Origin of the sequence: Pseudomonas sp. NMS19W, assembly GCF_051554255.1 — a bacterium.
Classification (GTDB): domain Bacteria; phylum Pseudomonadota; class Gammaproteobacteria; order Pseudomonadales; family Pseudomonadaceae; genus Aquipseudomonas; species Aquipseudomonas kribbensis.
On record NZ_CP136718.1, the window covers coordinates 3,674,010 to 3,693,241 of the forward strand.

At 62.7% G+C, this 19,232-nt stretch carries 16 protein-coding genes; 9 read left to right on the forward strand and 7 right to left on the reverse strand.

What is annotated here, in order from left to right:
* Positions 1-171: 171 nt before the first annotated feature.
* The 4 genes from R1A29_RS16655 to R1A29_RS16670 form a co-directional block, all read right to left on the reverse strand.
* A complete protein-coding gene (locus R1A29_RS16655; RefSeq protein WP_438298951.1) occupies positions 172-1,662 on the reverse strand; it encodes a helix-turn-helix transcriptional regulator in 1,491 nt (496 codons plus the stop codon).
* 77 nt (positions 1,663-1,739) lie between these two features.
* Entirely contained in the window at positions 1,740-2,630 is an 891-nt protein-coding gene (locus R1A29_RS16660) for a LysR family transcriptional regulator (protein ID WP_438298952.1), read from the reverse strand.
* A gap of 6 nt (positions 2,631-2,636) precedes the next feature.
* Positions 2,637-4,844 carry a molybdopterin cofactor-binding domain-containing protein gene (locus R1A29_RS16665; RefSeq protein WP_438298953.1) on the reverse strand — a complete coding sequence of 736 codons (2,208 nt, stop codon included), beginning with the start codon at positions 4,842-4,844 and terminating at the stop codon, positions 2,637-2,639.
* On the reverse strand, positions 4,844-5,308 hold the full coding sequence (locus tag R1A29_RS16670; protein ID WP_085711504.1) for a (2Fe-2S)-binding protein: 465 nt from the start codon (positions 5,306-5,308) through the stop codon (positions 4,844-4,846). Before R1A29_RS16670 ends, R1A29_RS16665 begins: the two co-directional genes overlap by 1 nt.
* Positions 5,309-5,425: 117 nt before the next feature.
* On the opposite strand from R1A29_RS16670, the gene R1A29_RS16675 reads away from it, so the two are divergent.
* The 9 genes from R1A29_RS16675 to R1A29_RS16715 all read left to right on the forward strand — a co-directional run bounded on the left by R1A29_RS16675 (position 5,426) and on the right by R1A29_RS16715 (position 14,966).
* Entirely contained in the window at positions 5,426-6,349 is a 924-nt protein-coding gene (locus tag R1A29_RS16675) for a LysR substrate-binding domain-containing protein (RefSeq protein WP_438298954.1), read from the forward strand.
* 379 nt (positions 6,350-6,728) lie between these two features.
* Positions 6,729-7,658 carry an amidohydrolase family protein gene (locus R1A29_RS16680; protein ID WP_011334798.1) on the forward strand — a complete coding sequence of 310 codons (930 nt, stop codon included), beginning with the start codon at positions 6,729-6,731 and terminating at the stop codon, positions 7,656-7,658.
* A gap of 4 nt (positions 7,659-7,662) precedes the next feature.
* The gene (locus tag R1A29_RS16685) at positions 7,663-8,568 is read left to right on the forward strand and encodes an amidohydrolase family protein (RefSeq protein ID WP_007952854.1); all 906 of its coding nucleotides are present in this window, start codon (positions 7,663-7,665) and stop codon (positions 8,566-8,568) included.
* Between the two features lie 123 nt (positions 8,569-8,691).
* A complete protein-coding gene (locus R1A29_RS16690; protein WP_438298955.1) occupies positions 8,692-10,077 on the forward strand; it encodes a UbiD family decarboxylase in 1,386 nt (461 codons plus the stop codon).
* 11 nt (positions 10,078-10,088) lie between these two features.
* Positions 10,089-10,712: a UbiX family flavin prenyltransferase gene (locus R1A29_RS16695; protein ID WP_438302057.1), complete on the forward strand. Its 624-nt coding sequence runs from the start codon at positions 10,089-10,091 to the stop codon at positions 10,710-10,712.
* Positions 10,709-11,758, forward strand: a complete 1,050-nt coding sequence (locus tag R1A29_RS16700; protein ID WP_432217025.1) for a CobW family GTP-binding protein — start codon at positions 10,709-10,711, stop codon at positions 11,756-11,758. Before R1A29_RS16695 ends, R1A29_RS16700 begins: the two co-directional genes overlap by 4 nt.
* A 91-nt stretch (positions 11,759-11,849) precedes the next feature.
* The gene (locus R1A29_RS16705) at positions 11,850-13,205 is read left to right on the forward strand and encodes a nucleobase:cation symporter-2 family protein (protein WP_114883861.1); all 1,356 of its coding nucleotides are present in this window, start codon (positions 11,850-11,852) and stop codon (positions 13,203-13,205) included.
* A gap of 12 nt (positions 13,206-13,217) precedes the next feature.
* Entirely contained in the window at positions 13,218-14,606 is a 1,389-nt protein-coding gene (locus tag R1A29_RS16710; RefSeq protein ID WP_438298957.1) for an amidohydrolase family protein, read from the forward strand.
* Between the two features lie 150 nt (positions 14,607-14,756).
* On the forward strand, positions 14,757-14,966 hold the full coding sequence (locus R1A29_RS16715; RefSeq protein WP_305833814.1) for a hypothetical protein: 210 nt from the start codon (positions 14,757-14,759) through the stop codon (positions 14,964-14,966).
* Between the two features lie 5 nt (positions 14,967-14,971).
* Here the strand turns inward: R1A29_RS16715 and R1A29_RS16720 are convergent, their stop codons facing one another.
* The 3 genes from R1A29_RS16720 to R1A29_RS16730 all read right to left on the reverse strand — a co-directional run bounded on the left by R1A29_RS16720 (position 14,972) and on the right by R1A29_RS16730 (position 18,762).
* A complete protein-coding gene (locus R1A29_RS16720) occupies positions 14,972-15,892 on the reverse strand; it encodes a DHH family phosphoesterase (RefSeq protein ID WP_438302058.1) in 921 nt (306 codons plus the stop codon).
* A gap of 71 nt (positions 15,893-15,963) precedes the next feature.
* A complete protein-coding gene (locus R1A29_RS16725; protein WP_438298958.1) occupies positions 15,964-17,247 on the reverse strand; it encodes a Zn-dependent hydrolase in 1,284 nt (427 codons plus the stop codon).
* A 30-nt stretch (positions 17,248-17,277) separates the two neighbouring features.
* Positions 17,278-18,762: an NCS1 family nucleobase:cation symporter-1 gene (locus tag R1A29_RS16730; RefSeq protein ID WP_248742062.1), complete on the reverse strand. Its 1,485-nt coding sequence runs from the start codon at positions 18,760-18,762 to the stop codon at positions 17,278-17,280.
* Positions 18,763-19,232: the final 470 nt, after the last annotated feature.

The window sequence follows — 19,232 nt, forward strand, 5'->3', positions numbered from 1 at the left end:
TCCGCACTACGAGACTCGACAACAAACAACACATTCATAGGGGCTGATCCATTAGCAGGTTCAAAAGGGACGCGATCACGGGAGAAAACCGCACCGCACCTCACCAGACTAAAAACACCCTGCCCGATCAAACACCCGAATTTGCACCCCATGAACTAGTGCATTTGCACCTTACCGCTGCCCCCGGCTGCTGCCCGAAAACAACCCACGCTCGCGAGCCCAGACAATCGCCTCGCTGCGACTGTGCACATCGAGCTTGGAATACACCGTCGCCACATGGTTGCGCACAGTGTTCGGCGCCAGCTTCAACCGCGCAGCAATCTCCTTGTCCGCCAACCCCTCACAGATCAGCCCCAGCACATCGCGCTCGCGGGCTGTGAGATCGGTAAACGAAACGCTGGGCAGTTGCGGCGAATTGACCTTCTTCACATTCGCCAATTTCTCGATCAGCGTACGGCTGAACCACGAAGCATCCTTCATCACCTCTTCAATCGCCGCCACCAGTTCAAGCTCGGTGCGCTTGCGTTCGGTGATGTCCATCAGCACCAGCAGATAACACACCGTGTCCTGGATGTTCACGGTATCGGCGGACACCGCGCACTCCAGCAACTCGGCGTCTTTCTTGCGGATCCGCATATCGACACGGTCAACCCGACCGGTCTTCTCCAGCGCCGCCAGCAACCGGGCGCGTTCCGCCGGTTCATCGATGAAGTCCAGTTGCGCGACGGTCTTGCCGAGCACGTCGTCGCTCTCGTAAGCCAGCGTATCGAGAAAGGCCTGATTGACGTCGATCAGCCGCTGCTCGTCGGCGCTGCAGATCAGGATCGGCACCGGCGTCAGGCGAAAGGCCTTGGCGAAGCGCTCTTCACTTTGGCGCAGGGCAACTTCGGCCTTGTGCCGCAGCTCCATGTCGACGAACGAAAACAGCATGCAGTCCTCGTCGTTGAGCACCAGCGGCTGGCCGGCGACGATCACCTGCTTGCTGCCACCGTCCGGCAGGCGCAATTCAGCCTGCATCTGCGGAATGGTCGCGACATCGCGCAGACGCTGGATCGCCAGCTCCTTGCGCTCGGCCTGTTCGAGAATGTCCAGCTCATAGGTCGAGGCGCCGATCACTTGATCGCGGGTGTAGCCGGTCATCTCCAGGAATCCCGGATTGACCTTGATGTAACGCAGATCGCTGAGGCGGCAGATCACCGCCGGCGCCGGGTTGGCATTGAAGGTCTTTTCGAAACGTTGCTCGGCGTTGGCCCAATCGGTGACGTCGCTCATGATCAGCACCAGCGATTCGGTCTCGCCGTCACGATCGGTCAGCACCATGCTGCGCACGCTGTGCACCCAGGTGCGTTCTTCATCGCTGCGCGGGGTGACTTCCACCAGCACATCGCTGAAGGTTTCCCCCGACGCCACGCGACTGATCGGATACTGCTCCGGCGTCAGCGTGTGGTTGTTGCGATAGCGCAGGTTGAAGCGCTCGGCATACTCTGCGGCATTGTTGCCCAACTCGCCGATGCGACTGACGCCATGCATCGCCAGCGCGGCTTCGTTGGCCCAGAGGATGGTCTGGTCGAGTTCCAGCAGAATCACTCCGTCGGACAGACCGGCGATGATCTGCTGCAACTGACGGCGATTGGTTTCGGTGGTCAGGACGTCCCGGCTCATTGGCTCTCCACAAGTACACGCATGTGAAGATTACGACCGCTGGCCGTCGCGATCGTGCCGGGCAATTTTGCCCTTGGTCAGCGCGCTGTGTGATCGATCAGTTCCCGCAGCGTATCGAGAAACAGCTTGAGCACCGGCGAGGCATCGTCCGCCCGATAGGTCGCGTACAGCGGCACTTGCGGCAGCGCCGGGGTCAGGCGCCGGAACACCAGCCCGGCGGGAGCCAGTTGCTCGATGGAGGCCGGTAACAGCGCCACGCCGAACCCGGCGCGTACCAGACTGAGCAAGGTCTGCACCTCGATCACCTGCTGGCGGATCTGCGGTGTGAACCCGGCCTGAATGCAGCACTGATAGAGAAAATTGGCGAAGCGCGACTGCTTCAATTCCAGCGCCACGAACGGTTCCTGCGCCAGGTCGGCGGGCGCCAGCACTTCGCGCCGGGCCAACGGATGATCCGCTGGCATCACCACATGGATCGGCTCATGGATCAGCAATTCATTGCGCAATTGCGGATCGTCATAACCGACGCGGAACACGCAGGCGTCGATGCGTTTTTCCTTCAACGCCTTGACCTGGGCCGCCGGGGTCATCTCATGCAGGCGCCAGGTCACCTGCGGGTAGCGCTCGCGAAACAGGTGCAGCGCCTTGGGCAGCACGCCGACCATCACCGAACTGATCATGCCGATTTCCAGCTCGCCCAGTTGCCCGCGCCCGGTCTGGCGAGTCAGGTCCAGCGCCCGCTCGAGTTGTTCGAACACCAGCGGCGCCTGCTCCTTGAGCATCTGCCCCGCCGCTGTCAGTTCGACCCGATGATGGCTGCGCTCGAACAGCGGCGTGCCGAGCTCCTCCTCCAGCAAACGGATCTGCTGGCTCAGCGGCGGCTGGCAGATGTGCAGCCGTTCGGCGGCGCGGCCGAAGTGCAGCTCATCGGCCAGGGCCATGAAGTACCGCAGCAAACGCAGGTCCATGGCGGCTTACCCTAGATTCAGTGGTGTGGAACGCTGACGCACCCCGGTCAGGCTGAACAGCGCATTGGCAATCGCCGGAACCACCGACGGGCTGCCCAGCTCTCCGACACCGCCCGGTTTGTCCGGTTGGCCATCGAGCACCAGGATGTCCACGGGCGGCATGTCGGACATGCGCGTGACGCGATAGTCGTGAAAATTGCTCTGCACCACCCTGCCCTGCTGAATGTCGAGACGGTCGAACAGCGCATGGCCCAAGCCCCACATCAGTCCACCATAAATCTGCTCTTCGACACCGCCCGGCGACACTGCCAGACCACAGTCGACCACACAGGTCAGCTTCTCGACCCGCGCCTTGCCATCGACTTTTGCAACCCGCGCCACCACGGCGATGAAACTGGTGTAACCCTGATTGGTGGCAATCCCCAGCGCTGTATCCGGCGGCAGTTTCTGGCCCCAACCAGCGCGTTCGGCTGCCTGCTTCAGCACGGCGACATGCCGTGGCCGCTCCTGCATGTTGGCCAGCCGGAACGCCAGCGGATCTTTACCGGCCGCATGGGCCAGTTCATCCATGAAGCTTTCCACGGCAAACACGTTGGGAATGAAGCTCACTGAGCGATACCAGCCGCTGGGCACGTTGCTTTCGTGTTTGACCCAGTTCAGTTCGAGGTGCGGCGGACGGTAGGCGAAGTCCCACGCGGTGATCGCTTCGGTGGTGCTGTAATCCATGTGATCCGGGCGCTCGAAATAGCCCGGCTCCCACTGTTCCGGCGAGGCCGGCGATACCGCATGCAGTTGCAGCGCGGTGAGTTTGCCCTGGGCATCCAGCGCGCCTTTTGCCCGGTGCAAGGTCGCCGGGTGATTGAACAGCGCGTGCATTTCGTCTTCGCGGCTGTTGAGCAGTTTCACCGGCACACCGGTTTTCTGCGCCAGATACGCGACTTCAAACAACCAGTATTTGGCTTCCCGCGCACCGAAGCTGCCGCCGGAGACAAGCTCATGGATGGTGACTTTGTCCTTGGCGATGCCGCACACGGTCTGCGCCGCTTCCAGCGCCGACGACGGCACCTGCACGCCGCCCCAATAGATGATCGCATCGTCCTTGACCTGCGCGGTAATGCAGATCGGCTCCAACGGGTTTTGCACCTTGTAGGGCATCGTGTAATCGGCTTCGAGCAGCTTCGCCGCACCCGGCCATTGTCCGGCGACATCGCCCTGGGCCATGGCTTTGACGGTTTGCGTTGCCGGATCGCTGATCGCTGCGACCTGTGCCTTGGGCAGCTCGGCGCTGTCGAAACCGGCCAGCGGGGAATCGCTCCATTTGATCTCCAGTAGTTTGCGTCCCTGCTGCGCCGCCCAGAAGGTTTCGGCCAGCACCGCGACGCCTTCGAGGTTGCCGCCGAGCACGTCCGGTCGGCCCGGAATCGCGATCACCTTGCGCACACCCGGCACCTGCAACGCGGCCGCCGAATCCACCGCGACAACCTTGGCGCCCACCACCGGCGCACGCTGAATCACCGCCACCAGCATCCCCGGCAACTGCACGTCGATGCTGTACTTGAAGCGCCCGCAGACCTTGGCCGCCGCATCGCGTTTATGACGCAATTTGCCGATGTATTTGAACTGCGACGGATCCTTCAGCGTGACGTTGGCCGGTGCCGGCAGTTGCGCCGCCGCGCCGGCCAGTTCGCCGTAGCCGAGGCTGCGTTTGCTCGGCGCATGCACGACCCGGCCTTCTTCGGTGGAGCAGCTCTCGGGGCTGACTTTCCACTGCTGCGCCGCCGCACCGATCAGCAGTGCCCGAGCCGTAGCGCCGGCCATGCGCAAGCGATCGTATTCCAGCGACACACTGGTGCTGCCGCCGGTGGAGAAGACTTTCCAGACCGGATGAATGTAGGTTTCGAAGAACGGATCTTCCGGGGTGATGACCTGCACGGTCATCGGGTTCACATCCAGTTCCTCGGCCACGCACGCAGCCAGCGCGGTCTGGGTTCCGGTGCCGGAATCGTGCTTGTGCACTACCAGTTTCACCGTGCCGTCGGGCAGCACCCGCACCCAGGCGTTGGGTTCGAATTCGGTAGCCGAGGTTTTCGGCTCAGTCGCGGCAGCACCGGATGGCAGGTACAGCGCAATTGCCAGGCCGGACGCCACCGTCACCGTCTGCTTTAGAAACACCCGACGCGACCGTTCGAAACCGGCATTTTCGACGAGGCTCATCACGCCTCCTTCGGCGCATTCGCCGCGCGTTTGATCGCTTTGTTGATGCGCCCGTAAGTGCCGCAACGGCAGATATTCCCGGACATGGCGTTGCGGATCGAGTCGTCGTTGACCGGCGCGCCGGTGTTGAGCAGCGCGGCGGCGGACATGATCTGCCCGGATTGACAATAGCCGCATTGCGGCACATCTTCGGCGACCCAGGCCAGTTGCAGCGGATGGCTTTCGTTGGGCGACAGGCCCTCGATGGTGGTGATGCTGTGGCCCGCGACGGCGGCCAGCGGCAACTGGCAGGAACGCACTGCGACCCCGTTCAGGTGCACGGTGCAGGCACCGCACAGGCCCATGCCGCAGCCGAATTTGGTGCCGGTGAGTTTCAACTGATCACGCAACACCCATAACAAGGGCATGGAGGGGGACGCTTCATCCAGCTCGCGTCGTTCGCCGTTAACCGTGAATGCAATCATTGTCAGGCTCAAAAGAGCGGCCCGTCTTTGTGCGGGCCTGGTCATCGATTATTGGAAGCCCGGGCAACACGCGGCCAGCGACGATTTCTGCCAACCGGTGTAAGCAGGACTAACAACATGTACAAGCGATACCCGTCGGTGCAGTCCATGAGCGCGTTCATCCACGCGGCGCGCAGCGGCAGTTTTTCCAGCGCCGCGCGCAAGCTCGACCTGACCCACAGCGCGATCAGCCAGCAGATCCGCGCCCTGGAAGAATTCATCGGCCAGCCGCTGTTCGTGCGCGAAGGCGGTGGCAGCAACCTGACCGACGCCGGGCAGTTGTTTGCCAGCGTGCTGTCGGATGGGCTGGCGCAGATTGACAGGGCGTTGTCTTCGGTGAAAAACCGCAGCGTGGCCCAGCGTCTGACTCTCGACGTCGACAGCGAACTGGCCCAGAGCTGGCTCAATCCGCGCCTGCCGCAATTACTCGACGGTTTGCCGGATTACGAAGTGACGATCCTGTCGATGCCGCGCAGTGATCGCAGCACGTTCGAACGGGTGGACCTGTCGCTGCGCTATGGCTACGGCGATTGGGACGATTGCGAGATGACCCAGATTTGTGGGGATCGGGTGCTGGCGGTGGCGTCTCCGGCGTTGCTGGAGCGGCATGGTTTGCAGGTGCCGCTGAGCCCGGCGCAGATTCTTGAATTGCCGCTGCTGGGGTATACGCGCAGGTCGTGGATTCCGTGGCTGGATGCGGCCGGGATGACACCGACGGAACCGCCGGCGCGGGTGGTTTTTGATAATGCGGCGAATCTGATTGCGGCGGCCGAGGCTGGCGTTGGCGCCGGGCTGGTGCGTGGATTGCTGGCCGCCGATGCGTTGCGCAGCGGGCGGCTGGTGGCGTTGAACGAGGCGCAGATTGCGGCGCATTACAACCTGTATGCGGTGTGGCCGCAGGGGCAGGCTGAGCGGGTGGCGCCGGTGGTTGATGCGGTTCGGGAGTTGGTTTTGGGTACGCTTGAGAATGCCGCCCTCACCCTAGCCCTCTCCCAGAGGTAGAGGGGACCGAATGGGGAATATTGACGAATTACGCCGACGTGAAAGCTCAGCTGTGAATCCATAATCGACTCGTTTTTTCAGGTCGATGTAAAGCGCAAGACACCCCCGTAGGCCCCCTCTCCCTCCGGGAGAGGGCTGGGGTGAGGGCAAGGCTTTTGATCCTGAGTCCATATCGAACACATATCACCACCCCACCCAATTAATATTGTACGAACCCTCCCCCGCCTTCCAATACTCGCCTCAAGCAACCACCCACCCGGGCCGGATGCGAACAGGCGAGGGAATGCGCGAGTGCTGCGCATAGAAACGGCCGATTGCCCGGGACGTGGATGCTGTGAGCCGCAAGGCTCCCTTCCCCGCTATCAGGAGATCGACTTCAATGATCATCGATATCAGCTGCTATCCCACCGATCTGGTGGACCTCGCCTGGAGGCATGACGGTGACCCGTTCACCGGCGAGCGTCTGCTGGAGATGATGGATGGCCCGTACATGGTCAACGGCAAGCCTCGCCGCATCGACAAAGCCTTCATCCAGCCACCGCAGGGCAACACCATTTACACCTGGACCGACGGCGAATTGTCGGGCCGCGAATCCATCGACGCCTACATGGCCTACACCCTGAAAATGGTCCAGACCTACCCGGACCGTTTCATCGGCTGCTTCGTCTACAACCCGCGCTGCGGCGTGGAGAACGGCGTCGAGGCGATCGAGCGCTACGTCAAGGAACACGGTTTCAAGATGGTGCAGATGCAGGCCAACATGCACGCCTACCGTCCCGACCGTGCGCTGGACTGGGTGCGCCCGGCCTTCGAGAAATGCGCCGAACTGGGCATTCCGGTCAAGCTGCACACCGGCGACGGGCCCTACAGCATCCCGTCGGAATGGGTGCCGATGATCAAGGAATTCCCCAACGTCGACTTCATCATGGCCCACTTCGGCGTGCAGACCGGCGGCGTCTACGTGTTCGAACCGATGCAATGGGCGATGGAGCTGCCCAACGTCTATTGCGAGTCCGGCTGGTGCCTGCAATCGCGGATCGTCGAGTTCGCCAAGGTGCTGCCGACCCACAAGATCCTGTTCGGCACCGACACCCCGCCGAACGAGCCGGGCATGTGGCTGCGCCTGCTCGAAGTGCTGTGCCACGAGCCGCCGCAGGGCCTGAACCTCGACGAGGACACCCTCGAAGACTACCTGGGCAACAACACCGCACGGATGATCGGCCTTCAGCCATCCCCGCCGCCGCGTTCCGTTTCCGAAGCAGAGGCGCAACTCAAGCGCCCCGTCACCACTCAACTGGCCAGGAGCTGAACCGATGATCATCGACACCCATCTGCATCCCACCAACCTGGTCGACGAGGCCTGGCGCCACACCGGCGAACCGTTCACCGGCGAGCGCATGCTCAAGTTGATGGACGGCCCGTACATGATCAACGGCAAACCACGCCGGATCGACATGGGTTTCATCCAGCCGCCACCGGGCAACACCGGTTATCGCGACGGCAACCGCCGTGGCCGCGAGGGCGTGCGTGACTACATGTCCTACGTCGCCGAACTGTGCGTGAAGTACCCGGACCGCTTCATCGGCAACTTCAACTTCAACCCGCGCTGGGGACCGGAAAACGGCGCGGCAGAGCTGGAATTCCACATCAAGGAATACGGCTTCAAGATGCTCAAGCTGCACGCCAACATGCACGGCTATCGCCCGGACCGCGCACTCGACTGGCTGCGCCCGGCGATGAAAGTCTGCGCCAAGTACAACATCGTGGTGCTGATCCACACCGGTGACGGCCCGTACACCATTCCGACGATGTTCTACCCGATCATCCGCGAGTTCCCGATGGTCAATTTCATCATCGGCCACTTCGGCATCCAGACCGGCGGCAACTACTCGTTCGAGGCGTTCTGGATGGCGATGGACACGCCGAACGTGTACTGCGAATCCGGCTGGTGCTTCCAGTCGCGGATCGTCGAATTCGCCAAGGAGCTGCCGCGCAACAAGATCGTGTTCGGCACCGACTCGCCGCCGAACGAACCGGGCATGTGGCTGCGCGAGCTCGAGGTGTTGTGCTCGCCGGCACCCCAGGGCCTGGGGATCGACGAGGATCACCTTGAGGATTACCTGGGCAACAACATCGCCCGGTTGTGCGGGATCGAACCGACCCCGCCACCCAAGGATCTGGCCGAGGCGGACATTCGTCTGACCACGACCTACCTCTAAACCCGTACACAGCGACTTTACAGGCGCGAAGATGATCCGGCGTTCGCTCGACCGGCAGGCCAACGGCTTGTCGATCGAACGCCACCCTCACCCCTGCGCGCCTGCTTTTTACGAGGTGAAACCATGACCCGTTCGACGCTCGGCGACTCTCAGGATTTTCACGTATTCATCGACGCCTATCGCCGCCAGTACCCGGACGATGTGCTGACCATCACCCAACCCCTTTCTGCCGACCAGGACGTCACCGCCCTGGTCGATGCCCTCGCCACTCAGGGCCGCGATCCGCTGCTGATCTGCGAACACGTCGGCAACCTCGGCGTGCCGGTGGCGACCAATCTGTTCGCCTCCCGCCGGCGTATCGCCCGGTTGTTCGGTGTCAGCGCCACGCAGTTGCACGAAACCTTCCAGACCCGCGCCAACCAACCGATCGCGCCACGCTATGTCGAAACCGGCCCGGTGCTCGACGAGGTGTTCGAGGGTGAAGCGCTGGACCTCGCGCTGCTGCCGATGCTCAAGCATTTCGACAGTGATCGCGGCCCGTACATCACCAACGCGATCATCATCGCCGAGGACCCGCAGACCGGCATCGCCAACATGAGCTACCACCGCTCGATGCGCCACGCCCGTCAGGCGTTAGCCACCAGCCTGCATTCACGCGGGCACCTGTGGCGGATGTTGCAGACCGCCCGCGAACGCGGCGAAGAACTGCGCGTGGCCATGGTGGTCGGCGCGCACCCGTTGTTCATGCTCGCCGCGGCGGCTCGCTTGCCTTACGGTAGCGACGAACGCGCGGTGGCCGGCGGGCTGTTCGGTGCGCCGCTGGAACTGGTCAAGACCCCGCGCTATGGCATCGGCGTTCCGGCTTACGCCGAGTTCGTGCTCGAAGGCGCCATAGACCCGGCGGCCTATGCCGAAGAAGGTCCCTTCGGCGAATTCAGCGGTTACTCCTCGGATCGCTCGACCAACAACGTGCTGCGCGTCGACACCCTGTTACGACGCAAGGACGCCTGGCTGGTGGACGTGATGGGCGGACGTTACGCCGAACACCTGACCCTGGCGCGGCTGCCCCGCGAAGCGGAAATGAGCGAGAAGCTCAAGGCGCGTTTCCCCGCCGTCACCGCCGTGCATTACCCGAATTCCGGCACGCACTTTCATTGCTACGTGGCACTGGATCAGAGCCGCGACGGCGAGGCCCGGCAGATCATGTTGGCCCTGCTCGGCTGGGATCCGTACCTGAAAACCGTGATCGCGGTGGACAGCGACATCGACCTCACCGACGACAGCCAGGTGCTGTGGGCACTGGCCACGCATTTCCAGCCGCACCTGGATATCTTCACCATCGATGGTTTGCCCGGCAGTCCGCTGGACCCGTCGTCCTCGGTCAATGGCACCACCTCGCGCATGGGCCTCGATGCCACACGCGGCTCGGGGTTCGACGGAATCAAGGCGCAGCTCGATCAGGACGTGCTCGAGCGCGCCCGGCAACTGCTCGACGGTCTGCCATCGTGAACCGCCAGCGGATGGTGGTCGGCATCAGCGGCGCGTCCGGGTTCATCTACGGCGTGCGCCTGCTGGAGTTGCTGGCCGGGCTGAACATCGAAAGCCACCTGATCATCAGCCGCGCCGCGCTGCTGACCATGGCCCACGAAACCGACTACAAACTGGCCGACGTCACCGCCCTCGCCAGCAACTACCACCGCGCCGATGACGTGGCCGCCGGGATCGCCAGCGGTTCGTTCCGTTGCCTGGGCATGGTGGTTGCGCCGTGTTCGATGAGGACGCTGGCGGAGATCGCTACCGGCACCTCATCGGGACTGATCGGCCGCGCCGCCGACGTCACCCTCAAGGAACGCCGAACCCTGGTGCTGATGGCCCGCGAAACACCGCTGACCCTCGCCCACCTGCGCAACATGACCGCCGTCACCGAGATGGGCGGGATCATCGCCCCGCCGGTGCCGGCCTTCTACGCCCGCCCCGACAGCCTGGCGCAAATGGTCGACCACAGCCTCGGCCGTGTCCTCGACCTGTTCGACCTCGATGCCGGCACCGCGCTGCGCTGGGGTGAAACCCAGGCCACCGGCCAAATCCAGCCTCACTCCCCTTCATCGTGCACCGGTCTATCAATACCAAGGAGCCTCACATGAACACCCCCTTCAACGCCCCGACCCCGAACACCAAAATCCCGGTCACCATCCTCACCGGGTTCCTCGGTGCCGGCAAAACTACCCTGCTCAACTACATCCTCAAGGAGAACCACGGCCGCAAGATCGCGGTGATCGAAAACGAGTTCGGCGAAGTCGGCATCGACGGCGATCTGGTGCTCAGCTCCGAGACCGAAGAAATCTACGAAATGGTCAATGGCTGCGTCTGCTGCACCGCCGAAGTCCGCGAGGATCTGGTGCGCATCGTCCGCGAACTGGTGGCGCGTCCGGTGCGGCTCGACCACATTCTGATCGAGACCAGCGGCCTGGCCGACCCGTACCCGGTGGCCCAGAGCTTTTTCATCAACGACCCGATTGCCGAGGAAGTCGAACTCGACGCCATCGTGACCATGGTCGATGCCAAGCACATCGCCCAACACCTGGAAGACCTGCAACTGGACGGCGTCGACAATCAGGCCGTGGACCAGATCGTCTGCGCCGATCGCATCGTCATCAACAAGGTCGATCTGGTCAGTCCTGAAGAGGTGGAAACCCTGCGCGGCAAGATTCGTGGATTGAACGCCACGGCGGATCTGGTGACCTCGACCCATGCGCAGATCGACCTGTCGAAAATCCTCGGCATCGGCGCCTTCGAATGCACGCAGAAGCTGATGGAAATCGGCGCGGATCAGCACGATCACGATCACCACGACCATGACCATCACGCTGAAGAGCCCGATCACGAGCACGACCCGAGCGTGTCCTCGGTGGGCATTGCCGTGGACGGCGCCGTCAACCTGATGGCGTTCCACCGCTGGATCAGCGAGTTGCGCAGCGCTCAGGCCGACAATCTGTACCGCATGAAAGGCGTGCTGGCGGTGGCCAACGAAGACCAGCGCTACGTGCTGCAAGGCGTGCACAGCCTGGTGGAGTTCCGCGCCTCGACCGCGTGGGGCAGCGAGCCGCGCTCGAGCAAGATCGTGTTCATCGGCCGCGACCTGGATCGGGCGGCGCTGAACCAGGGCTTCGCCGCCTGCCTGGCCGGCTGAAACCCGGCATCGGAGCCGGTGGATGGCGGTTCCGGGCACACAGAACGAATACCCCTCTGTACCGAATAACAACAGCTAGAGGTGATTCCCCATGTCGTCAGCCAGTTCCTCCTCCACCGTCCACCCCGTCGACCGCGTCTTGCCGGTGCGACAGATGCTCACCCTCGGCCTGCAGCACATGGCCGTCTCGTACATCGGCGCCATCGCCGTGCCGTTGATTGTCGCCAGTGCCTTGAAGATGTCCCACGCCGACACGGTGGTGCTGATCAGCACCACCCTGTTCTGCTCCGGCATCGCCACCCTGTTACAGACCGTCGGTTTCTGGAAGTTCGGTGTACGCCTGCCGATTCTGCAAGGTGTAGCGTTCAGCAGTGTCGGACCGGTGATCGCCATCGGCAGCAACCCGGAGGTGGGCTTCGCCGGGGTCTGCGGGGCGGTGATCGGCGCGGGGATTTTCACCCTGCTGATGGCGCCGTTCGTGGGTCGCTTGCGACGATTCTTTCCGCCGGTGGTGACCGGTTGCATCGTCACGGTGATCGGTTTGCAGCTGTTTCCGATCGCCTATGAGTGGGTCGGTGGCGGGCGCAACGCGAGCAATTTCGGCGCGCCGGCGTTTCTCGCCGTGGCGGTGCTGGTGTTGCTGACGATTCTGCTGGTCAACCGCTATGGCAGCCCGTTGCTGCGCAACATGGCGGTGCTGGTGGGCATGCTGGTGGGCGCCGGTCTGGCTTACGCTCTGGGCATGGGCAACTTTCACAGCGTCGAGGACGCGCCGTGGCTGACCGTGCCCTACCCGTTCTATTTCGGTTTGCCGACCTTCAGCCTGATTCCCATCGCCACCATGGTGGTGGTGATGATCGTGCAGATGGTCGAGTCCATGGGCCTGTTTGTGGCCATCGGCGACATCGTCGACAAACCGGTGGACGACAAACAGGTGATCAACGGCCTGCGCGCCAACGGCCTGGCCAGCACCATCGCCGGGATGTTCGCCGCGTTCCCGTTCATCGCCTTCATGGAAAACGTCGGGCTGGTGATCCTGACCGGCGTGCGCAGCCGTTGGGTTGTGGCGATCAGCGGTCTGCTGATGTGCTCGATTGCGCTGGTGCCGAAAGCCGGGGCGATCATCGCCTCGATGCCGACCGCCGCGCTGGGCGGTGCCGGCATCGCGATGTTCGGCGTGGTCGCGGCAGCGGGCATCCAGACCCTGGCCAAGGTCGACTACGAACGCAACCGCTACAACGTGCTGATCGTCGGTTTCACCATCGCCGCCGCCCTGGTGCCGGTGCTCGCCCCCACCCTTTTCAAACAACTGCCCGAGTGGTCACAGCCGTTCCTGCACAGCAGCGTGGTCATCGCCTGCCTGGTGTCGGTGCTGCTCAACGCGGCGCTCAACGGCGTCAGCGTGCCAGAAACCACACCCGGCAAATCCGCCTCGCACATCCTCTGACTGGAGCTGCCCATGACTCGACTTCAAAACATCCTGATCAAAAATCCCGTGGCGGTGATGACCGGCCTGCGCGGTCCCCGGGCCCGGGCCGGCGCCGTGGACATCCGCGTGGTCAACGGCCGCATCGCCGAAATGGCCGCCAACCTTGAGCCACAACCCGGTGAGCGAGTGATCGACGCCCGCAACTCGGTGGTCTATCCGGGCTGGATCAACACCCACCATCACCTGTTCCAGAACCTGCTCAAAGCCGTGCCCGAAGGCTTGAATCAGGATCTGCAAGGCTGGCTGGCCAGCGTGCCTTACCCGCGCCTGAACCGCTTCACCCCGCAACTGGCGCGGATCGCCGCACGGCTGGGGATGGTCGAGCTGCTGCTGTCCGGCGTCACCACTTGCGCCGATCACCACTACCTCTACCACGCCCATGGCAGCACCGAGACCGGCGACTTGCTATTCGACCTTGCCGAGGAATTCGGTCTGCGCTTCGTGCTGTGCCGTGGCGGTGCGCTGGAGTCTGCCAGCGCGCATCCGGGTTTCTCGAAAACCGCGCTGCAACCGGAATCCCTGGAACAAATGGTCGGCGATCTCGAACGGCTGAAATCGCGCTATCACCAGGACACTCCGGACGCACTGCGCCGTGTAGTCGTGGCGCCAACCACGCCAACCTTCTCGCTGCCGCCGACGCTGCTGCGCGAACTGGCGCACACCGCCCGAGGCATGGGGTTGCGCTTGCACACGCACCTGTCGGAAACCCAGAACTACGTGAATTTCTGCCGCGACAAGTACAACTGCCTGCCGGTGGAATTCGTCGCCGAACACGAATGGCTCGGCCCGGACGTGTGGTTCGCCCACGCCGTGCACCTGCAACCGGGGGAAATCCGCATGCTCGCCCAGACCGGCACCGGCGTCTCCCATTGCCCGGTGAGCAACGCCCGGCTGGGCAGCGGCGTTGCGCCGATTCCGCAAATGTACGAGGCCGGCGTGCCGATCTCCCTCGGTGTCGACGGCGTCGCTTCCAACGAATCCGGAAGCATGGTCGGCGAGGCCAACACCGCCTGGCTGATCCACCGCGCCGAACAAGGCGCCTCGGCCACCACCGCCGAAGACGTGATCCACTGGGGCACGGCCGGCGGCGCACAAGTGCTCGGCCTCGGCGCGATCGGCACGCTGGAAGTCGGCCAGGCAGCGGACCTGGTGATCTACAGCCTCGACCATCCACGCTTCTACGGCTTCCACGACAGCGCCGTCGCACCGGTCGTCGCAGGTGAACCGATTGCCGTGAAATACAGCCTGGTGAGTGGGCGGATCGTGGTCGATGACGGGGTGATTCCGGGGCTGGATATCGAGCGGATGCGGGCCGAGGCGTGGGAGGGAGTGCAGGCGATGATGAAGGTCGACGATTGATGCATCTCCGGTGGAAGCCACGGTGCGACGATTCGTCTCGTCGGCTTCCACCGGCGGCATTAGCGACTTCCCGTTTTGTCGACTAACGTTAGTACCTCATCGGATTGAGCCCCTGCCAGCTACACCGGGCTCTTGATCAAGGAGAGACTGATGACATCCAACCGCCTCATCGAACAGACCTATCGCACCTGGTCCAGCCCCATCCTGCTGGAGCTGAAAAAGCGCGAACACCAGATGGCGCCAGCCGAGCGTCAGGCGCTTGAAAATGTAATGGTGGAAAGACGATTGCTGGATGTTGGCAACCCGAATGGCGTTGAACGGCGAAAAGGCGCGGCGAGTAAAACCGACAATCCCGGGTAATCTGTTCACCCGCCTGAGTTTGCATTCAGCCCCAGACTCAGTAGCTCCTTGCGCAAGATCGAGGGCTTTAGAACCGCCAATCCAGCCTGCCATTCCATCGGCAGCAAACGACTCAACTTCTGCTGGCTGACCACGGGTTCGGCCAGCAAACAACTTTTGCGTTGGCTGATGCTGATGACGTTCAGCAACCAGTCATCGCCCTGTCCGTCCATCCAGCGGCAAATCTCGCTGCGATACTTCTCGATCAATGCATCGGCATCCCATACGGTCATCTGCGCGAAAACCTCGGGCAACCGACTCTCGGGTTTCATGCGTTTGAGATCGGCGGCCAATGCGGCAGACATGTCTGATTCGATAGCCGCCTGACATTCGAGGAAGTACTGCTCGGGCCAGTCCGCCGTGAGTTTCCCGTGTAGCGCGAGTTCGGCGTAGGCCTCGATGTCCGCCGCCGTGGTCATCTGCCCGGTGAAATTCAGCGTGTTGTCCAGAATCGCCGTGGCCAGCAGCGCGGCACTCTGCTCGCTGATCCTCGGCAGCAAACCTGCGGCTTTCCAGCGCTGGAAAACCTGAGTCGCCGCCGCGCCGATCGGGCGGATATCGGCAGCAGATCCGAGCTTCTGCGCCCAGTGGTCTTCAAAGCCCGGATGATGGTCGATGACTTCCACCACCCGGTCGAGTGCGACCATCGGGTCGAAGTGGTGGTAATCGGAGACATCGACCAGCACGAACTCATCGTCGGAGGTCGGACGGTAATCGTCCAGAACGGCGCCCCAGCCGAGCACGGTGTTCGAAACGCTGGCATTGGGTTTTGCGCTGCTGACGGCGCGGGCGGGAATGCCTTGCAGGTTGAGCAGTTCGGCGTAGGCGATGCAGCAGGCCCAGGCGTCGATGTCCAGATACGCCGAGCCTGAAGTGATGACTTTGATGGGCGACATTGCGCGTCCCTGACTTCCTTTTCCGGGGCGGCAACGTCGCACGAACAGATGACAGTTTGAAGTCAGGCGGCCCGTTGTCCTCCTGCCACCGCTGCCGAAGCTGCCAGCATCGCCCGCAACAACACCGCACAGCCCGCCGCCAGATCGTCCGGCGCGGCGTTTTCGATTTCGTTGTGGCTGATGCCGCCCTCGCACGGCACGAAGATCATCCCGGCCGGGCCGAGTTCGGCGAGAAAAATCGCGTCGTGACCGGCACCGCTGACGATGTCCATGTGCGACAGACCGAGACCTTTGGCGGCGCCGCGCACGGCTTCGACACAACCTTTTTCGAAGTACAACGGCGGGAAGTCGGCGGTCGGGGTCAACTCGTAGGTCAGGCCGTGTTCTTCGCAGGTGGTTTCGATGACTTGCCTGACCTCCGCGATCATCGAGTCGAGGCGTGCCGGTTCCAGATGCCGGAAGTCGAGGGTCATTCGCACTTCGCCGGGAATGACGTTGCGCGAACCGGGATAGGCTTGCAGGCAACCGACCGTGCCGCAGGCGTGGGGTTGATGGCCGAGGGCGGCTCGGTTGACTGCGCCGACGATCACCGAGGCGCCGACCAGGGCGTCCTTGCGCAGATGCATCGGGGTCGGGCCGGCGTGGGCTTCGACGCCGCGCAGTTTCAGGTCGAACCACTTCTGCCCCAGTGCGCCGAGCACCACACCGATGGTTTTCTGTTCGTCCTCCAGGATCGGGCCCTGTTCGATGTGTGCCTCGAAATAGGCGCCGACCTTGTGCCCGCTGACCTTGCGCGGCCCGGCGTAGCCGATGGCGTTCAGCGCTTCGCCGACCGTGACGCCGTCGGCGTCGACCTTGGCCAGGGTTTCTTCGAGGGTGAATTTTTCCGCGAACACGCCGGAGCCCATCATGCACGGGGCGAAGCGCGAGCCTTCTTCGTTGGTCCAGACCACCACTTCCAGCGGCGCCTCGGTTTCCACCCCCAGGTCATTGAGGGTGCGCAGCACTTCTACGCCGGCCAGCACGCCGAAGCAGCCGTCGAACTTGCCGCCGGTGGGTTGGGTGTCGATGTGGCTGCCGGTCATCACCGGTGGCAGGTTCGGGTTGCGCCCGGGGCGGCGGGCGAAGATGTTGCCGACTTCATCGACCGTGACGCTGCAACCGGCGTCCTTGCACCACTGCACAAACAGGTCGCGGGCCTGGCGGTCAAGGTCGGTCAGGGCCAGGCGACAGACCCCGCCCTTGACCGTGGCGCCGAGTTTGGCCAGCTCCATGAGCGACGCCCACAAGCGGTCGCGGTTGATGTGCTGATGGGTCGATTGCAGAACGTCTACGGCTGCGTTCATGGGGATCTCCTCAGGCAGTTCTTATGGGAATTACAACGGCGATTTGACGATGACCGGGCTGGTCCGCATCGCGCACAACCCGTAATAGATCAACCCGCCCAGCGCCGAGCCGGTGAACCAGCCGTAGCTGTAGAACCAGCTGAATGCGCTGCTGCCAAGCGACAGCAAGGTCAGCACCACCGGCACGCCGAACGCGATGAACCCGGACCAGTTCCACGCCGGGTACACGTCATCGCGATACAGGCCGGCCAGATCCAGTTGTTGTTTCTTGATCAGGAAATAGTCCACCACCATGATCCCGGCAATCGGCCCGAGCAGGCTGGAATAACCCAGCAGCCAGTTCGAATACACGGTTTCCAGGCTGACATCGGAGACGATCCACCCGAGTTTTTTCAGCAACTCATGGCCCATCAGCGCGAGGCCGACGAACCCGGTGAGGATTACCGCTTTGGTGCGGTTGATGACCTTGGGCGCGATGTTCTGAAAGTCGTTGGTCGGCGAGACGATGTTGGCGGCGGTGTTGGTCGACAGCGTGGCGATGATGATCAGCGCCATGGCCACCGCGACCCACACCGGGCTCTGGATATGGCCGATCAAAGTCACCGGATCGGAGACGCTGACGCCCACCAGTTTCACCGACGCGGCAGTCATCACCACGCCCAGTGCGGCGAACAGAAACATGGTCAGCGGCAGGCCGAAAATCTGCCCGAGGATCTGATCCTTCTGGCTGCGGGCATAACGGCTGAAGTCGGGAATGTTCAGCGACAGCGTGGCCCAGAAGCCGACCATCGCCGTCAGCCCGGCGGCGAAGTAACTGACCACGCTTGCGCCCTCGGGACGCTTCGGCGGAATCGCCAGCAGTTCGGTCATCGACACATTGGGCATGGCCCACACCAGGAGCCCGATACCGACCGCCACCAACAGCGGCGCCGACAGGGTTTCCAGCCATTTGATCGACTCGGCGCCACGGATCACCACCCACAGGTTCAGCGTCCAGAAGATCATGAAACCGATCACTTCCCCCGTGCCGCCGAGGGATTTCCAGCCCTCGAAAATCGAGCCGAGAAACAGGTGAATCGCCAGCCCGCCGAACATGGTCTGGATGCCGAACCAGCCGCAGGCCACCAGCGCGCGGATCAGGCACGGCACGTTGGAGCCGAGGATCCCGAACGACGAACGCAACAGCACCGGAAACGGAATGCCGTATTTGGTGCCGGGAAACGCATTCAGCGTCAGCGGAATGAGTACGATGATGTTGGCGAACAGAATCGCCAGCAGCGCCTCGCCGACGGTCAAACCGAAATACGCGGTGAGCACGCCGCCCAGGGTGTAGGTCGGCACGCAGATCGACATGCCGACCCACAGCGCGGTGATGTGCCATTTGTTCCAGGTTCGTTCGCGCACCTTGGTCGGTGCCATGTCGTGGTTGTAACGGGGACTGTCGAGGACGTCGCTGCCGGCTTCGAGTTCGAACAAGCCGTCGCGCTCGGTCACTTGCGATCTGTTCTGTTGCATGGCCGCTCCACTGTTCTTCTGATTATTTTTTGCTCATCAGGCGGCTGCACACGCAGGTGCGAGCCGGACGATGGCCGGAGGAACTGACAACTTTCATGCACCGGCCATGGTGTCAGCGGCGGCATCAATAAACGTGCCGGGTGCCCCGCTTGCGCATCGGGCCGTGCTTTCAACTTTGTGTAACTGACTGATGTTTATCAGTTTTAATTATTCACCTGGTGAGGCCGCGAACACTTGACTGAACACTCAGGCTAAATGCCAGGCAAGTTGTCCGAACTGTCAGGACTCAATCTGGTGCACTGCACTTTTTTTCATCGTGGGCGCTCAGCCGCAGCTCAACTTCAAGCGGCTGATTTCACATAGGAAATCTTGCTCATATTTCCAACCTGTCAAGTGCGTCAAAATGGTGAAGTGCCTCACCATTTTGGTGATTTATGTTTTTTATCGTTATTTATCAGTCAGTTAAAACA

Bases quoted from the DNA above. Each gene is read 5' to 3' on its own strand.
- R1A29_RS16670 (WP_085711504.1), bottom strand. From the start codon at position 5,308: ATGATTGCATTCACGGTTAACGGCGAACGACGCGAGCTGGATGAAGCG.
- R1A29_RS16730 (WP_248742062.1), bottom strand. From the start codon at position 18,762: ATGCAACAGAACAGATCGCAAGTGACCGAGCGCGACGGCTTGTTCGAA.
- R1A29_RS16725 (WP_438298958.1), bottom strand. From the start codon at position 17,247: ATGAACGCAGCCGTAGACGTTCTGCAATCGACCCATCAGCACATCAAC.
- R1A29_RS16700 (WP_432217025.1), top strand. From the start codon at position 10,709: ATGAACACCCCCTTCAACGCCCCGACCCCGAACACCAAAATCCCGGTC.
- R1A29_RS16680 (WP_011334798.1), top strand. From the start codon at position 6,729: ATGATCATCGATATCAGCTGCTATCCCACCGATCTGGTGGACCTCGCC.
- R1A29_RS16655 (WP_438298951.1), bottom strand. From the start codon at position 1,662: ATGAGCCGGGACGTCCTGACCACCGAAACCAATCGCCGTCAGTTGCAG.
- R1A29_RS16695 (WP_438302057.1), top strand. From the start codon at position 10,089: ATGGTGGTCGGCATCAGCGGCGCGTCCGGGTTCATCTACGGCGTGCGC.
- R1A29_RS16675 (WP_438298954.1), top strand. From the start codon at position 5,426: ATGTACAAGCGATACCCGTCGGTGCAGTCCATGAGCGCGTTCATCCAC.
- R1A29_RS16715 (WP_305833814.1), top strand. From the start codon at position 14,757: ATGACATCCAACCGCCTCATCGAACAGACCTATCGCACCTGGTCCAGC.
- R1A29_RS16705 (WP_114883861.1), top strand. From the start codon at position 11,850: ATGTCGTCAGCCAGTTCCTCCTCCACCGTCCACCCCGTCGACCGCGTC.
- R1A29_RS16710 (WP_438298957.1), top strand. From the start codon at position 13,218: ATGACTCGACTTCAAAACATCCTGATCAAAAATCCCGTGGCGGTGATG.
- R1A29_RS16690 (WP_438298955.1), top strand. From the start codon at position 8,692: ATGACCCGTTCGACGCTCGGCGACTCTCAGGATTTTCACGTATTCATC.
- R1A29_RS16665 (WP_438298953.1), bottom strand. From the start codon at position 4,844: ATGAGCCTCGTCGAAAATGCCGGTTTCGAACGGTCGCGTCGGGTGTTT.
- R1A29_RS16660 (WP_438298952.1), bottom strand. From the start codon at position 2,630: ATGGACCTGCGTTTGCTGCGGTACTTCATGGCCCTGGCCGATGAGCTG.
- R1A29_RS16685 (WP_007952854.1), top strand. From the start codon at position 7,663: ATGATCATCGACACCCATCTGCATCCCACCAACCTGGTCGACGAGGCC.